The organism is Spirochaetia bacterium, from assembly GCA_022482625.1.
GTDB lineage: Bacteria > Spirochaetota > Spirochaetia > Sphaerochaetales > Sphaerochaetaceae > Pleomorphochaeta.
In genome coordinates, this window is sequence record JAKVOU010000001.1 from 2,449,878 (window position 1) to 2,464,094 (window position 14,217).

The window sequence follows — 14,217 nt, forward strand, 5'->3', positions numbered from 1 at the left end:
ATTATTCCTTCCAATTTAAATTTTGCATCGTAAATGGTAAATATTTAAGATTTTCTGTTAATTTTATTTCATATTTTGCTGATTCGATTCCAGCCATTGTGTTTTCACCTGTGATACGGGGAAAATATTCATTAATTGGATATAATTTAATATCTTCTAGTGAAAACCTTTCAGAATATTCATTTGTATATAAATCAATATAACCTATTTTTAATAATAAATTTTCAAATTTAGCTTCTACTTCAGCATTTTCTTTAATTAAATTTCTTGTTTCTTGAATTATTTCTGGCAAAGATTTTCCTAGTTTACTAATTGTAACTATCACCAATGCAAGAAATAATTGTGGAGTATCGGATGAATCCAATTGTTCGATTGAACTGATTTGGATTTTTTTCTTTCCTTTTATATTTGTTTTTACTTCAATTGCAAATTTGTCAAATAAAAAATCTTTTGAACTATGATTTGGACCTTGCCATCCGTTTACTATAGAAGAAACGTCTAAGTCGAATGTAAATAATTTGTTTATGATAGTTAATTCCCCCCATAAACCTAATTGTTGTTCGAAAGATAATCTATTGGAGATATCAAAAGCAAAAAAATGTTGCCATTCCTTTATACGACTTAGTAATAAAATAGAAAGATGATAACTGCTGGTTACATTGTCGCATTCTTTGAGGAATTTATATAAATCTTCAACAACATTCAAAAAAATACTTTCTACATCTTCGTTTTTACATATCATAGCAAGCCAAACATAATTTTTGTCGAAATTTTCAGCTGATATAGGCAAAATAGTCATGCCACTTGATTCTGACATTGTTCTTTGGTCTGAAAAAGTAGAAAAAGCTAATCCCTTTAGAATTCCAATAAAAATTGTAGGCTTTGACTGGGGGAAATTTATTCCACATCGAATTTCATAAAGTTTTCCTGTTTCTAAACGAATATGATAATATCCAGGTTCTTGTAACTTCTTTTGTTGTATTGAGTACCAACCCTGTATAATTTGTTCTCTAAAGCTATTCATTAATTGTATTTTCCTCACTTTCATTTGTTTCAGTCAAAGAATGGATGTATTGCTCATAGAATATATGATTTACAGAATAGGTATGTTTGTATTTATTAGGAGTACGGTAATTTGGCATTACAATGGCAAAACCAACGAGCTGAGGTTCATTGTTTCCGTCCATTGGTATAAATGGATAGATAAGCAGAAGACACTTGTTGATATCTTCATTATCATTTTGAGTTCTTATATATCGGGCTGCAGCACCGGAAATGCTTCCTGGTTTTCTTTCTTTTTGAATTTGCTGATCAATCTTTTTTGTATAAGCTTTTGCCTCGTCATATTCTTTTTTATTGAAATCAATAAATTCATCCCATGAGTTAGTTAAGACTTTAATACTTAAAGTATCTTCTTTAGGATTATCTAGGGTCCTTCTGCTGAATTTTATTCCAGGGAATAGATTTGTTTCTTTTCTTGTTTGATCAGCTACTCCGATAATGGCAATGTTCCATAGATTTGTAAAGCCTGATTTCTCAGAATCTTTAAGAAACTTTAAAATCGCTAATGGATTAATTGCCACTGAGTTAGGGTGAAGTTGATAATTTTTTAAAAATGTAGCAACCTTTTCTAAGGGTATGTTTCTCCAAAGGGCAGCATTCCACTTTCTAAAATCTCTACATGGATTAATTTCAGGGTTATTTGGTAATGTTTGGATAAATTGTTTTGTTATTTCCCAATTGTGATTTTGTTTTTCTTTATCAGAAGAGAACAAAATAGTCTGTATCATCTTTCCTTCAAAATCAACTTCTAGGTTATAGGTATGTTTTGCTTTTGCAGTTGAAGTTGCTCTTAATTTACTATAATTTCTAACTTTAAGTCCATATTCTTTTGGAGTACCTTTTCCTGTAGCATCAAATAGAATAGCAAATTCCTCCTGAAGTTCTTGTGTTGCATCTGTAATCTTGCAATAAGAGTCTATCAAATCATTTGTAGTATATATCCGACATAAATCAAGATATTGTGGCCTATAACCAAACCATCTTCCCATTTGCATGAGGGTATCAAAAGTGTTAGAAGTCCTAATGAAATAACTTATAGTAAGCCCCTCTAGAGTAAGACCCCTTGAAAATTTATCACCACCTAGTGCAATTACTTTTAAGCCCCTATCTTTTTCCTTTTCATAATCCAATACATCGGAGGAATTTCCATTTAACAACTTGGGATTTGCAATGTTTCCCATTACAAGAGGAAGATTTTGTTGTATCTGTTTCCAAGATGCTATAGAAGAAGTTTCGGCACCTAGTTCTTGATTGTATTGTATCCAGTTTTTAACAAAGTCTTCTTCCCATATTGTTTGTAATCTGTTTAATAATTCAATAAGTCCATCGCCATCATTGTTAATTAGCCTAATTTTACAATAGTTATCGAAATTAGAAACAACGGTTAATATTTCTTTTTGTACTTTTTGATATCTTGAAACATGGATAAGCATTGAACAATGTTTGTTTCCCTGTCCACGAAGATATCTCTGAGTACAAACAAGATAAAAAGATAAAATAGCATCTTCCAAGGACTTAGGTAGGCCAGAAACTGTATTTTGCTTATTTGGAACCCAATCTGATTTATGTCCTAAAGGTAGCCAATCTTTTTTTTGATATTCTAGTGATCCTCTGGGGACATTTAAAGTATATGTATCATTTATGTTGCGTACAATAGGTGCTATTAAAGAATTGTTACGTTCTCCGGTTCTTTCATTATGAGTTCCTAAAAGTTTTTCGGGGCCAAAATAAACATCATTATGTTCTAATGGAACAATAAATGACTGTGGGAACAAATCTGGACCTTCTTTTTTGGTTGTTCCCTTTTCGTGAATAAAAATATTTGCAAATGGTGTTGCTGTGTAACCAACATAAGCCGATTTAGTAAAGAAGTAGAGTAGCTGCCTAATTAATGAATTAATTCTTTTAGGATTATATTCTGAATTTGGTTCTCCTTCTTCATCAATTGCACCTTCTCCCGTATCAACAGAAGCACTGTCAGATTCATCATCAATCATTAATAGAGGAGAATCTGAACAAACAGGGCGGTTTGTATCTTTTTCGCAATCGGTAATATAATTTCTTTTTAGCCATTTAAGTAAACTACCTAACACAGATACATTCTTTTTTACTACTAAAAGTAATGGTTGGTGAGAAGCTATGCCCATATTTTTTGCAATTTTTCGATTAAAATCGCCATGGTCTCCACGAATAGTTACATATTGAGGAGTATGGTCACGATCTACAGGATTTTCTTTTCCAACACCTATCACTTTTATAGTATCGTCTGTATCAAAACCATCTGTAGAGTAACCTAAAAAACCTTCTTCAAGGCGAATTTGTGTCTGTTCCCGTAAGCTGTTTGTCAATCCTGCTAAAACAATGATTACACGATAGCCAACATCTGCTGCTTTACAAATCAGTCCAATATAATTTGCAGTTTTGCCAGATTGGACATTGCCTACTACAAGGCCTCTTCTATTCCAGCAATCAGGGCGAGAAGGATTTTCTAGGAGAGAAAGAATTTCTGATGTTGATTTGTCAATTGACGTGATGTCTGTTGGTCTCAGAGAACGACCTAAGTATTTTTTATATCTTTCCCAAAGCGCCAAATTGGAAGGAATTTCCCAATCAACATGGTCGGTGTTATCCTTGAATATCATTTCTTTTCTCGACCATATTCCTGCAACTTTAATTAACTCACTGGTTACGTTACTACGATTGTCAGTTGGCGTAAAAAACGCATTAAAATAATCTATCCATTTTTGGATGTCTCCTATCGATGGGTCATTGGCTAATTCTTTTTGATATAAAATTTCAATGCTCTGACAAATTTTCGTCTCATTTTCAGTCATTGTTTTCCTCACCTTGTTTAAATAAAGCAATTGCCTTTTCTATCTGGTCTGGGTAATCATAAAGTAATTCAAATTGAGAAAGTTTTTTTGCTGCTTCAACAATATCACAATTGTTGTTTTTCATCCAAACTTTTAGCAAATCTACAATTGCTGAGATTTTTTCATCTTTTTGCTTGTCGAAAATGGTAGTAGAAATACCATTATTCTTTTCTGATTCACTAATCATTATTTGTCGTACAGGAACGGAAAATTCAATAACTTGTAAAAGTTGTTTTACTACTTCTTTATCAGGATTTGACAATTTAGCAAAACAATTTTTTATAAAGGGGCTTTCATTATTAATGAAATAAGAATTATTCCTTTTTATCCAAGGGTTATAGTCCTTTACAGAAACAGTATCATCATTCTTACTATATTTGCCACGGTGTAAATATGTCTTTTTTGCTTGTTCTCGTATATCTGTTCCAATTTTCTCTAAAGTAAAGGTGCAATCCTCAGGTGGAAATGCCATAGATTTCTTTACATCAATTTTCCAAGCAAAATCATCAGAAGTTTTTATATCTAATTGAATTCTTGCTAATGAATAGGCTTCTTCTTGAATCCAACGAGGATTTCCTAAACCTAACCAACTCCCAGCAACAAGGAGTCGTCTATTGCGATAGATATAAAATCCTTCCTGAGAAATCCATCCTTTCTCTCCACCCATTATTTGATAGAGTTCTGGGGTTGCCACATTTTCATGAGGAGGTAAAATGCAACCTCTTACAAGGACTTTTTTACCAATTCCGATTTTTTCTTCTGGAAAATATCGTGCTGCAGGATTCTGTCTAGGAAAAGGTGACCAAGGCGATACTGAATTACCGTGTACTGTTAGTTTAAAATTATGGTCTTCAAGGAATCTATGAAAAACCATTGCAAGATGAGATTTTACAGAATTTTCTTTTTTCATAAACGTGTCATAGGTTGTGCTTTTGGTAATGATTTTATCAAGATTTTCCCATATTACTATTGTTCCTGATTCTTTTCCTTTTAATTTTACTAGGCAACTATCGACAAGGGGAGTCGTTCCTTCAAAAATAAATAATTCCTTGCTATTCTTTAAAGATTCTAGGTCCCAGCGAAAACAATGAGTTTTTCCGTTTTTCTTTGAAACGACAGACAGAATTTTACATTGTGAGAATGAAGCTAATTTTAACCCAAGCCCAAATCGTCCTAAGTCATTTGGATTACGTAGTGCCGTTATTTCCTTTTGTGAAAAATTCAAAGCACTAATTAACTCTTCTGCATCCATTCCATTTCCATCATCAAGTATTTGGACGGAAGGTTCAAAGCCATTGTTTCTTCCCCAAACGAAAGAAACATCGATGTTTTTTGCATTTGCAGCGATACTGTTATCAATTAGATCTGCAATTGCCGTCTCAAGAGAATATCCGATTCCTCGTAATGCATAGAGCATAAAAGACAAAGGTGGAATAATTTCTATTTTTTGTTCATTCACGCTTTTCATCTCCTGACCAATCAATAAAATATCCTATTAACTTATGATTTACACCCATTTTATTCTCTACTTTTTGTTGTATTTGACGAATTCGTTCCCGTGTTACATTAAATGTTTGTCCTATTTCTTCAAGTGTTTCTTCTTTAGTAGTATCAAGTCCATATCGTAAATTAACAATGTTTCTTTTGTCATACACCGCAAGGAGTTTTTTTTCAATTGTATGCAATATGTTTTTATCCAAATCTGAGATGATTTGTCTTTCCATTTTCCTATTGTCAGATAACTTGTCTGGTGCAATATCCTCATAAGAAATAAAGTCAGAGTAATATAAACTAAGTAATTGAGAGGCTATGGGCGATAATGAATGTTTTTTGCAAAATTTAGATGCTGCTAGGTCAATTGTTTTTTTTGTCGGATTTTTATTTTTCAAATATTTTTTGAATTGATATAATAGAATACCAAAATGTACGGGAAAACTTACTGTTTGGGAATCATTATAGTTATTTTCATCTAAGGCTCTTCTTTGTACTTGGTCAATCCAGATAATTGCATAGGTCGCAAAACTTGCATTATTATTTAAATCAAATTTTTCTATTGCACGGTATAATCCTTGGATACCTATTTGAAATAAATCATCCCTATATGTGGAAGCATAACTAGATGTGCGCCAGTAAACTAAATGAATGTTAATCATCATAATTAATTCATCTGTTTCTTGAAGTTTTTGTATCAGTTGATGTATTTGCATAAATATTTCTTTATTATGGAAATCTGATGACTCTATGAGTACTTCCCAGAATAAAGCAGTAGGACCTCCATTTTTAAAGGAAGAAAAGGTTTCTTGTTTGTCTATGAAAATTTCCAAAGCCTTTTTGTCAAAATTTAACGAATTAATGAAAAAGGATGATACCTTAAAATTTGAGCCAATATTATTTCCTTTTGAAATAGATAATAATATGAAAGAAATTTTTTCTTTTACAGCTAACCATACACAGTCATTTGTTTCTACATAATCGAGCAATTGGGAACGAATCTTTTTCCTATCATTGAAAAGTTTTTCGGTGACCCTTTTTTTATCTTTGTTTATAGTTAGGTTATATCCTTTCTTTTGTAATTTTTTATGAATTTGATTAATACAAATGTACATGGGTTGTGTATCAATTGTTTTTGAATCGATGCTTTCTTGAATAAAATTCTCTTCATTGTTTGTAAGAAATAACTGTCTATTTTCGCGGGACTTATTTTTTACTTCTTCTTCAAGAATTGTATCATGTAAATCTTCATATAAAAAATCTGAGCTATTTGGGTTCCACTTTGATATAATTTTTTCAAGTGTATCATCATGTGGGATTCCCATTTCATATAAAATCATTAATGTTTTATAACAATTTTCTTGACTGCAATTTTGCATGATTGCAAAATCTTTTGAAGATACAAAACCTTTTCTTAATCCTTTTCTAAGTATTGTAACTATTTCTTTAGGATAACCCAATTGCGGTAGTTCAAGTTCTTCAAAATTCCAGTCAATTTCTAAATTATCAAAATTTACAGGGATGTCACAAGAAAGGGTTTTATTTTCTTCGACCAATTGGGAAATAAGGTCTGCATCCTGCTTTTTTATTATTGGCTCTTCTTCTGGTTCAAAATCAAAGGGTAAATCATTTGCATCATTATTGGTGTTTTGGAGCGGGGTAGAAAGAAGTGCTGCCTTGACAAGAGGTGAAAAAGCATAATCACAAGCAGTTTTTCCTTCTTGGTTTAAAATATTGATGTCAGCACCATGATTCAATAAATATGCACAAACCTGTGCATCGTCAGTCATAGCGGCTACCATTAAAGGTGTCATACCCCTTTTGTTTTTCTGATTTATATCTATATCACTATTTTCAATGACTTCTTGGATTTTTTCTAGGTCTTTATGCCTGATTGCAATAAATAAAAAGGGAGACCAAGAAGAATTATTCACCTATTTTCTCTCTCTTATTTGAAGTAATAATTGCTTGTATCTTTGTTGCTGTTTCCTGAATGGCAGGAATAACTACGCTATTTCCTAACTGTCTGTAAGAGCAACCAATACCTTCTTTCATTATAAAACATTTAGGATCATATCCCATTAATTGCATGATTTCTGTTAACAACAATTTGCGAGGAGTAACATTTTTGCCTAAATTTACAAGACAATCTGCCCCATCTTTATAATAACGTGCAGAGATTGTCCATGCTTTTTGTCCTTCTGGGATAGGATAGGGTAAAAGACAATACCCAAAACCATTATTTCTTGTTTTGTGTTTTTGCTTATGGTTTTGTAAAGCTTTCCAAGTGCCTAAAGACAATTGTTTGTCTTGGCATGTCAAGTCAATAATATCTCGTAATTGGGGTACTTCATATTTTTGGTTGTTTGGTACTATAGGTATTGAGAATTCACTTAAAGCTATTTGTTTTGGATCCCATCCGACGAAAAAAAACTCTTTTCCTTTGCTGGGGAACCCAAGCAGAAGCATCGACTACTGTAATGGAGTACAGATAACCAAGTTCTTCAAAAGAGTCTTTGATTACTTGGATTGTTTTACCATTATTATGGGATAAAATGTTTTTTACATTTTCAAGCATAAACATTTTCGGTCTTTTTTCTGCTAAGATACGTTTGATTTCAAAAAAGAGCGTTCCTTGTGTTGGGTCATCAAAGCCATGAGGCCTATGCATAGATTCTTTTTTTGATACACCGGCAATAGAAAAGGGTTGGCAAGGAAAACCTCCGCAAAGGACATCATGATTAGGGATTTCTCTTGCTGGAATATTTCGAATGTTTCCATATGGAATAATTCCATAATTATCATTATAAGTTTTTTTTGCTTTTTCATCCCATTCTGAAGAAAATACACAACGACCTCCGACATTCTGAAAGGCTTGACGAAAGCCCCCTATACCAGCAAAAAGATCTATAAATGTAAATGCATTGTGTTTGTTTAAAGGATAAGGTACTGGTTCTTTTTCATAATCAATTGATTGAATAATTATTTTAATTTCTTGCCATAATTTTTGAGAAATTAAGGGTGGCTTTATAGAACGTAAATGAAGAGCACTTGATACAATCGCAGGAAGTTCTGGAAGTATTTCATCTTTTATATCGCATTTATTTTTTATTGTTGTAACAATTTCATCAAATTTCATTTTATTTGTTATTTTAGTATAATACAAAGTTACCTCATTATAACTGATATTTTCTTTCTAAGAAAGATACATTGACTAAATTATGTCAATCTTGAGAATTCTTTAGAATTATCTTGTTCACAGTTTTCCAATAGTCCGGAATATTTCCTGGAATCCTTCTGAAAGGCCTTTGCCAAGGGGATACGTCATATAGTTCAAGTCGTGGTCATGACCGGGGAAAACATGGACGACAAGGTTTGTTTTCCCAAGTTCCTTGAACGTATCCTTGATATCCAAGGCCCCTTGCATGGGAACATTCCTGTCCTCGGTTCCTTGGAAAATATAGATGGGTATATCAAGTCGGGGGAGGACTTCACGGTTTGCAGGCATATGGTTCCGATAGTCCATGAACCAGCCGGAGGTCAGACGGACACCGTAATGCGTAGCAATCCACTCATCGTTCCCTGTATCGATTGCCTCTTTCAACTGGGCAAGATAAGGAGCAAGCATCAGGGCAAAATCGGCAGCATCAAGCTTGCCATCCTTGTTCGTATCCAGTTTTTCGAAATCATGGTCCATGTCCATGCCTAAGGCAGGGAGGATATGGTATGGATCATCCGAAAATTCCTTTGCGGAAACGGTCCCGTCCTTGTCAGCATCAAAGTACCGACGATAGAACATCATGCTTGGTATGCCGCTGTTCTGCCATGTGATCGTTTCATCCATCGTGTCGTTCATATATCCAGCCAAGATAAGTGCATCTACCTGGACTTTCTTTTTCAGTGCTACTTCCGCAGCGACCATGGTACCGCAGCTCCATCCAAGGAGGATGATTTTTGCTGAGTGCAGGCAGGGAATGGCCTGGAGAGTCCTGATGATAGTTTCTATATCTTGGATTTCATTGGTCGGACGATAGGTCTGGTATAGCTTTTGGTCTATGGTGGAGAATGTAGGTGGCTGGTCGGAAGGAGTGACTCCACGGGTATCATAGCTGAAGAAACCTGTGCCCTCGTCATTGCATTTTTCAGCAAACAGATCGAAATAGGAAAATACAGTCCCGTCGCCCAAAGACCGTTTGTTATCGTAGGTATTCGGACCGGAACCATTGACGTAGATTACCAGTTTCTTGACCGGACGTTCCGCTGGCAGGCGTAACCTTCCGAGGAATGTAACGCCATCGTATGCAGTAATCTTGAGTATCTGGTCAGAAGGACAGGCTTCCTTGGAGCCATCGGTTCCTGCATACAGGACAGAAGACACCATCAGAGAAAAAAGCAACAAGACCCACCGTTTTTTCATGAGTCCAATGATAGGAGGGCATGTAGCTACCGTCAAGTCGATAAATTCCTTACTGCAGAGGAAACGGACATGATTGCTGAAAGCGGCAGGATTACCACTCAGATAATGGCGGTTCGCTTCCTTACTGATTACCTTGCCGGAGATATCTATTATCATATTGACCATGAAGGACATAACCTTGAGCGTGCAAGGACACAGATTGCTTTGATGCATTCCATGGATGCCCAGTGGAAAAAACTGGCAAAGATATAGAAAAATGTTTATCTTAAAAGCGGTAGCGCGAGCTTGATATAGATTTTTTCGTAAGAACTTGACTTTAAGTAATCTGTTTGTTAAGTCTTTACTTATGAAACGATTGTTTGAGAAATGTTTGGTTTTTTGGTATGTCAGCTTTATCAGCAAGGGGTAGCTGTTTTCTGTTGCTGTCAGTATCTGGGGAAGCTTCCTTGGAGGATAGGTCTATATGCGTGTGTCCTATGGATTAGCGTACAAACTGATAGAAAATCAAGTGATTGGATATTGTGTGAAATATGTGTAGTTTATGTTTTATTATTGAAAGAAAATGAATGTAGTTTCGCTAATTAGCGTAATTATTTAATCAGAGTTTTGCAATGCAGGTTTAGTACAAATCCCTCAATCCTTCTTTTTACCGCTTGTTTTCGGCTTCTTCCTGGAACCGGGCCTTGAACCCTTGGGGATCTCCAGCCCGAACTCGTCGAAGATGTCCACCTGCTTCCCGACGAACTCCGAGACCTTCGGGGACCTGCCCCTGAGCTGGACAAGCCTGACAGACCGCATCTCGTCAAGTACGTCCCACGGAGTCGCGAACCGCTTCCTGAAACCATCGCTCGTGGAGAAATAGCGGGCATGGAGGTAACAGTTGAGGATGAGTGCGACGAACTGGAAGAAGACCCTTCCGTCGGTACTGGGCTCCGTCCAGGTCCGGAGCCTCCTTCCTCCCTGCCAGCCCTTCAGATACATGAAAGCCTTCTCCTGGGAATCCCGCATCCGGTATTTGGAAAGGACCCACCCAAGCGGATACTCCCGTGCATCCATGTTCGTGCAGACGATCGCGAAGAACCCGCAGCGTTTCCTGCATCCCGCAATCTTCTCCTCGTCCCTCGAGCAGGAGATGACCGTCCCGTCACCATCGGTCTCGACGGCAAAGTGCCTGCGGAATTTCTTCAGGAGCCTCTCATCCGGCGCCGGGCCGCCCTCCAGGTGACCGAGGAGGCTCTCCTCCTCGTCAAGCAGCTCCACGGTGAGCGCCTTGTCCTCTGCGCCTCTGGCCTCGGGATCGAAGAAGAGACAGAGCCTCTGCGGAACCGACGTCCCATGGCCTTTCCCTTCGTTTTCCCTGTAGCAATAGGGGTACTCGTAATCCTTGGCATAGCAGTCGTGGTCCCTGAGGAACACTCCCCTGGCCGTGATGCTCCCGCTTTCGGAAAGGGCCTCTCCGATGCATTTCGTGATCTTTGCGTCACCGGTCTTCGCCATGAATATGGCCCTGATCCCCTCCGGCACGAGGAGATCCAGGTTTTCCTTGCTGAGATACGCCCTGTCCAGGATGAGGCCGTAGTCACTGAATCCCGCACTCTTGAGTTCCTCCAGCAATAGCCTCAGCGTCCTGGAGTCGGGGATGTTTCCGGGAAGCTTCCGGTAATGGGCGGGAAGGCCGGTTTCCATGTCGTACATGACAAGCAGCCCCACCTGCCTTGCGAGGTCGTGTTCCTTGTTCTTCCCCCATCGGGAATCCGCCAGGTCCCTTGCATGGCTGGATATGCTGGTGCTGTCTATCCCGAACCAGTCGGCAGCCCCGCCCTCGCGTGAGGTGCGGAGTGCCATGAACCGGTCGGCCTGCTCCTTGGTGACCGACTGCGACAGCCTCGTTATCCTGCTGGAGTCGATCCCTGCGGAAGGATACCACTGGGTTTTTGACGACGACTCGAGCCTGCTGCAGCTGCGTCCGTAGATGAGCCGGAAGTAGGCGATGGTGAGGATCTCGGCGGTACGCCCGCGACCGAAGACGGTCTCGAGATCCTCCTTCAGCCCGCAGTCGCAGGCAAGCAGGTCAAGCATGAGGCTGTCGCCGTAGAGCAGGTACCGATCCTCACCCTCGTATGGGGGACCGTCGTCGGGAACCCCTGTACGGTCATACCGGCGGGACAGGTCCCATGCCTCGGGGAAGAGGAACCTTTCCTTCTCATCGGAAGAAAGAAGCCTGAAGCGGATGTTGGGGATGAAGAGGAAGGGTTCGTCAAGCTTGCCCCAGACGGTGATGTCGGGGACACGGATGCCCTTCCTGTTGATTTTGGGATCTGTGGTTATCGCATACCTATGGCCGTTTGAACGGAATGCCTTCATCCGGTACTTTGCGTTCGGATCCTTCTTCCTGCCCATGCCTGGCCTCCTTTATATGTACTAAAGTTTAATACAAATAAAGAAAAGATTCAAGGCACATAACTGCAATCAGACAAGGATATTACATGGTTTTCAGCAATTCATACTAAACCTGTATTGCAAAACTCTGATATTTAATGAAGTACTACCTTTATTATCCTTTACATCAGAGTTTTGCAATGCAGGTTTAGTACAAATCCCTCAATCCTTCTTTTTACCGCTTGTTTTCGGCTTCTTCCTGGAACCGGGCCTTGAACCCTTGGGGATCTCCAGCCCGAACTCGTCGAAGATGTCCACCTGCTTCCCGACGAACTCCGAGACCTTCGGGGACCTGCCCCTGAGCTGGACAAGCCTGACAGACCGCATCTCGTCAAGTACGTCCCACGGAGTCGCGAACCGCTTCCTGAAACCATCGCTCGTGGAGAAATAGCGGGCATGGAGGTAACAGTTGAGGATGAGTGCGACGAACTGGAAGAAGACCCTTCCGTCGGTACTGGGCTCCGTCCAGGTCCGGAGCCTCCTTCCTCCCTGCCAGCCCTTCAGATACATGAAAGCCTTCTCCTGGGAATCCCGCATCCGGTATTTGGAAAGGACCCACCCAAGCGGATACTCCCGTGCATCCATGTTCGTGCAGACGATCGCGAAGAACCCGCAGCGTTTCCTGCATCCCGCAATCTTCTCCTCGTCCCTCGAGCAGGAGATGACCGTCCCGTCACCATCGGTCTCGACGGCAAAGTGCCTGCGGAATTTCTTCAGGAGCCTCTCATCCGGCGCCGGGCCGCCCTCCAGGTGACCGAGGAGGCTCTCCTCCTCGTCAAGCAGCTCCACGGTGAGCGCCTTGTCCTCTGCGCCTCTGGCCTCGGGATCGAAGAAGAGACAGAGCCTCTGCGGAACCGACGTCCCATGGCCTTTCCCTTCGTTTTCCCTGTAGCAATAGGGGTACTCGTAATCCTTGGCATAGCAGTCGTGGTCCCTGAGGAACACTCCCCTGGCCGTGATGCTCCCGCTTTCGGAAAGGGCCTCTCCGATGCATTTCGTGATCTTTGCGTCACCGGTCTTCGCCATGAATATGGCCCTGATCCCCTCCGGCACGAGGAGATCCAGGTTTTCCTTGCTGAGATACGCCCTGTCCAGGATGAGGCCGTAGTCACTGAATCCCGCACTCTTGAGTTCCTCCAGCAATAGCCTCAGCGTCCTGGAGTCGGGGATGTTTCCGGGAAGCTTCCGGTAATGGGCGGGAAGGCCGGTTTCCATGTCGTACATGACAAGCAGCCCCACCTGCCTTGCGAGGTCGTGTTCCTTGTTCTTCCCCCATCGGGAATCCGCCAGGTCCCTTGCATGGCTGGATATGCTGGTGCTGTCTATCCCGAACCAGTCGGCAGCCCCGCCCTCGCGTGAGGTGCGGAGTGCCATGAACCGGTCGGCCTGCTCCTTGGTGACCGACTGCGACAGCCTCGTTATCCTGCTGGAGTCGATCCCTGCGGAAGGATACCACTGGGTTTTTGACGACGACTCGAGCCTGCTGCAGCTGCGTCCGTAGATGAGCCGGAAGTAGGCGATGGTGAGGATCTCGGCGGTACGCCCGCGACCGAAGACGGTCTCGAGATCCTCCTTCAGCCCGCAGTCGCAGGCAAGCAGGTCAAGCATGAGGCTGTCGCCGTAGAGCAGGTACCGATCCTCACCCTCGTATGGGGGACCGTCGTCGGGAACCCCTGTACGGTCATACCGGCGGGACAGGTCCCATGCCTCGGGGAAGAGGAACCTTTCCTTCTCATCGGAAGAAAGAAGCCTGAAGCGGATGTTGGGGATGAAGAGGAAGGGTTCGTCAAGCTTGCCCCAGACGGTGATGTCGGGGACACGGATGCCCTTCCTGTTGATTTTGGGATCTGTGGTTATCGCATACCTATGGCCGTTTGAACGGAATGCCTTCATCCGGTACTTTGCGTTCGGATCCTTCTTCCTGCCCATGCCTGG

General features: G+C 40.5%; 10 protein-coding genes. 1 reads left to right on the top strand and 9 read right to left on the bottom strand.

Annotated features, from left to right (window positions below; translation table 11 throughout):
- Nucleotide 1 precedes the first annotated feature (1 nt).
- The 7 genes from LKE40_11155 to LKE40_11185 form a co-directional block, all read right to left on the bottom strand.
- The gene (locus LKE40_11155) at nucleotides 2-1,024 is read right to left on the bottom strand and encodes a PD-(D/E)XK motif protein (GenBank protein ID MCH3917986.1); all 1,023 of its coding nucleotides are present in this window, start codon (nucleotides 1,022-1,024) and stop codon (nucleotides 2-4) included.
- The gene (locus LKE40_11160; protein ID MCH3917987.1) at nucleotides 1,017-3,896 is read right to left on the bottom strand and encodes a Z1 domain-containing protein; all 2,880 of its coding nucleotides are present in this window, start codon (nucleotides 3,894-3,896) and stop codon (nucleotides 1,017-1,019) included. The genes LKE40_11155 and LKE40_11160 overlap by 8 nt, the downstream gene beginning before the upstream one ends.
- Nucleotides 3,889-5,394, bottom strand: a complete 1,506-nt coding sequence (locus LKE40_11165) for an ATP-binding protein (protein MCH3917988.1) — start codon at nucleotides 5,392-5,394, stop codon at nucleotides 3,889-3,891. The genes LKE40_11160 and LKE40_11165 overlap by 8 nt, the downstream gene beginning before the upstream one ends.
- Nucleotides 5,387-7,360 carry a sigma-70 family RNA polymerase sigma factor gene (locus LKE40_11170; protein MCH3917989.1) on the bottom strand — a complete coding sequence of 658 codons (1,974 nt, stop codon included), beginning with the start codon at nucleotides 7,358-7,360 and terminating at the stop codon, nucleotides 5,387-5,389. The genes LKE40_11165 and LKE40_11170 overlap by 8 nt, the downstream gene beginning before the upstream one ends.
- Complete coding sequence (locus tag LKE40_11175; protein MCH3917990.1) at nucleotides 7,353-7,895, bottom strand: DNA cytosine methyltransferase; 543 nt, start codon at nucleotides 7,893-7,895, stop codon at nucleotides 7,353-7,355. The genes LKE40_11170 and LKE40_11175 overlap by 8 nt, the downstream gene beginning before the upstream one ends.
- On the bottom strand, nucleotides 7,816-8,565 hold the full coding sequence (locus LKE40_11180) for a DNA cytosine methyltransferase (GenBank protein MCH3917991.1): 750 nt from the start codon (nucleotides 8,563-8,565) through the stop codon (nucleotides 7,816-7,818). Before LKE40_11180 ends, LKE40_11175 begins: the two co-directional genes overlap by 80 nt.
- Nucleotides 8,566-8,682: 117 nt before the next feature.
- The gene (locus LKE40_11185; protein ID MCH3917992.1) at nucleotides 8,683-9,843 is read right to left on the bottom strand and encodes a lysophospholipase; all 1,161 of its coding nucleotides are present in this window, start codon (nucleotides 9,841-9,843) and stop codon (nucleotides 8,683-8,685) included.
- 69 nt (nucleotides 9,844-9,912) lie between these two features.
- Here LKE40_11185 and LKE40_11190 point away from each other — a divergent pair, with 69 nt between their 5' ends.
- Nucleotides 9,913-10,095, top strand: coding sequence for a hypothetical protein (locus tag LKE40_11190; GenBank protein MCH3917993.1), 183 nt, complete (start codon nucleotides 9,913-9,915; stop codon nucleotides 10,093-10,095).
- A 381-nt stretch (nucleotides 10,096-10,476) separates the two neighbouring features.
- Here the strand turns inward: LKE40_11190 and LKE40_11195 are convergent, their stop codons facing one another.
- Nucleotides 10,477-12,243: a transposase gene (locus LKE40_11195; protein ID MCH3917994.1), complete on the bottom strand. Its 1,767-nt coding sequence runs from the start codon at nucleotides 12,241-12,243 to the stop codon at nucleotides 10,477-10,479.
- A gap of 201 nt (nucleotides 12,244-12,444) precedes the next feature.
- Complete coding sequence (locus LKE40_11200; protein ID MCH3917995.1) at nucleotides 12,445-14,211, bottom strand: transposase; 1,767 nt, start codon at nucleotides 14,209-14,211, stop codon at nucleotides 12,445-12,447.
- Between the last annotated feature and the right edge of the window lie 6 nt (nucleotides 14,212-14,217).

Excerpts from the sequence above, each read along its gene's own strand:
- LKE40_11175 (MCH3917990.1), bottom strand. The coding sequence starts at position 7,895 with ATGCTTCTGCTTGGGTTCCCCAGCAAAGGAAAAGAGTTTTTTTTCGTC.
- LKE40_11180 (MCH3917991.1), bottom strand. The coding sequence starts at position 8,565 with ATGAAATTTGATGAAATTGTTACAACAATAAAAAATAAATGCGATATA.
- LKE40_11160 (MCH3917987.1), bottom strand. The coding sequence starts at position 3,896 with ATGACTGAAAATGAGACGAAAATTTGTCAGAGCATTGAAATTTTATAT.
- LKE40_11195 (MCH3917994.1), bottom strand. The coding sequence starts at position 12,243 with ATGGGCAGGAAGAAGGATCCGAACGCAAAGTACCGGATGAAGGCATTC.
- LKE40_11200 (MCH3917995.1), bottom strand. The coding sequence starts at position 14,211 with ATGGGCAGGAAGAAGGATCCGAACGCAAAGTACCGGATGAAGGCATTC.
- LKE40_11190 (MCH3917993.1), top strand. The coding sequence starts at position 9,913 with ATGATTGCTGAAAGCGGCAGGATTACCACTCAGATAATGGCGGTTCGC.
- LKE40_11185 (MCH3917992.1), bottom strand. The coding sequence starts at position 9,843 with ATGAAAAAACGGTGGGTCTTGTTGCTTTTTTCTCTGATGGTGTCTTCT.
- LKE40_11155 (MCH3917986.1), bottom strand. The coding sequence starts at position 1,024 with ATGAATAGCTTTAGAGAACAAATTATACAGGGTTGGTACTCAATACAA.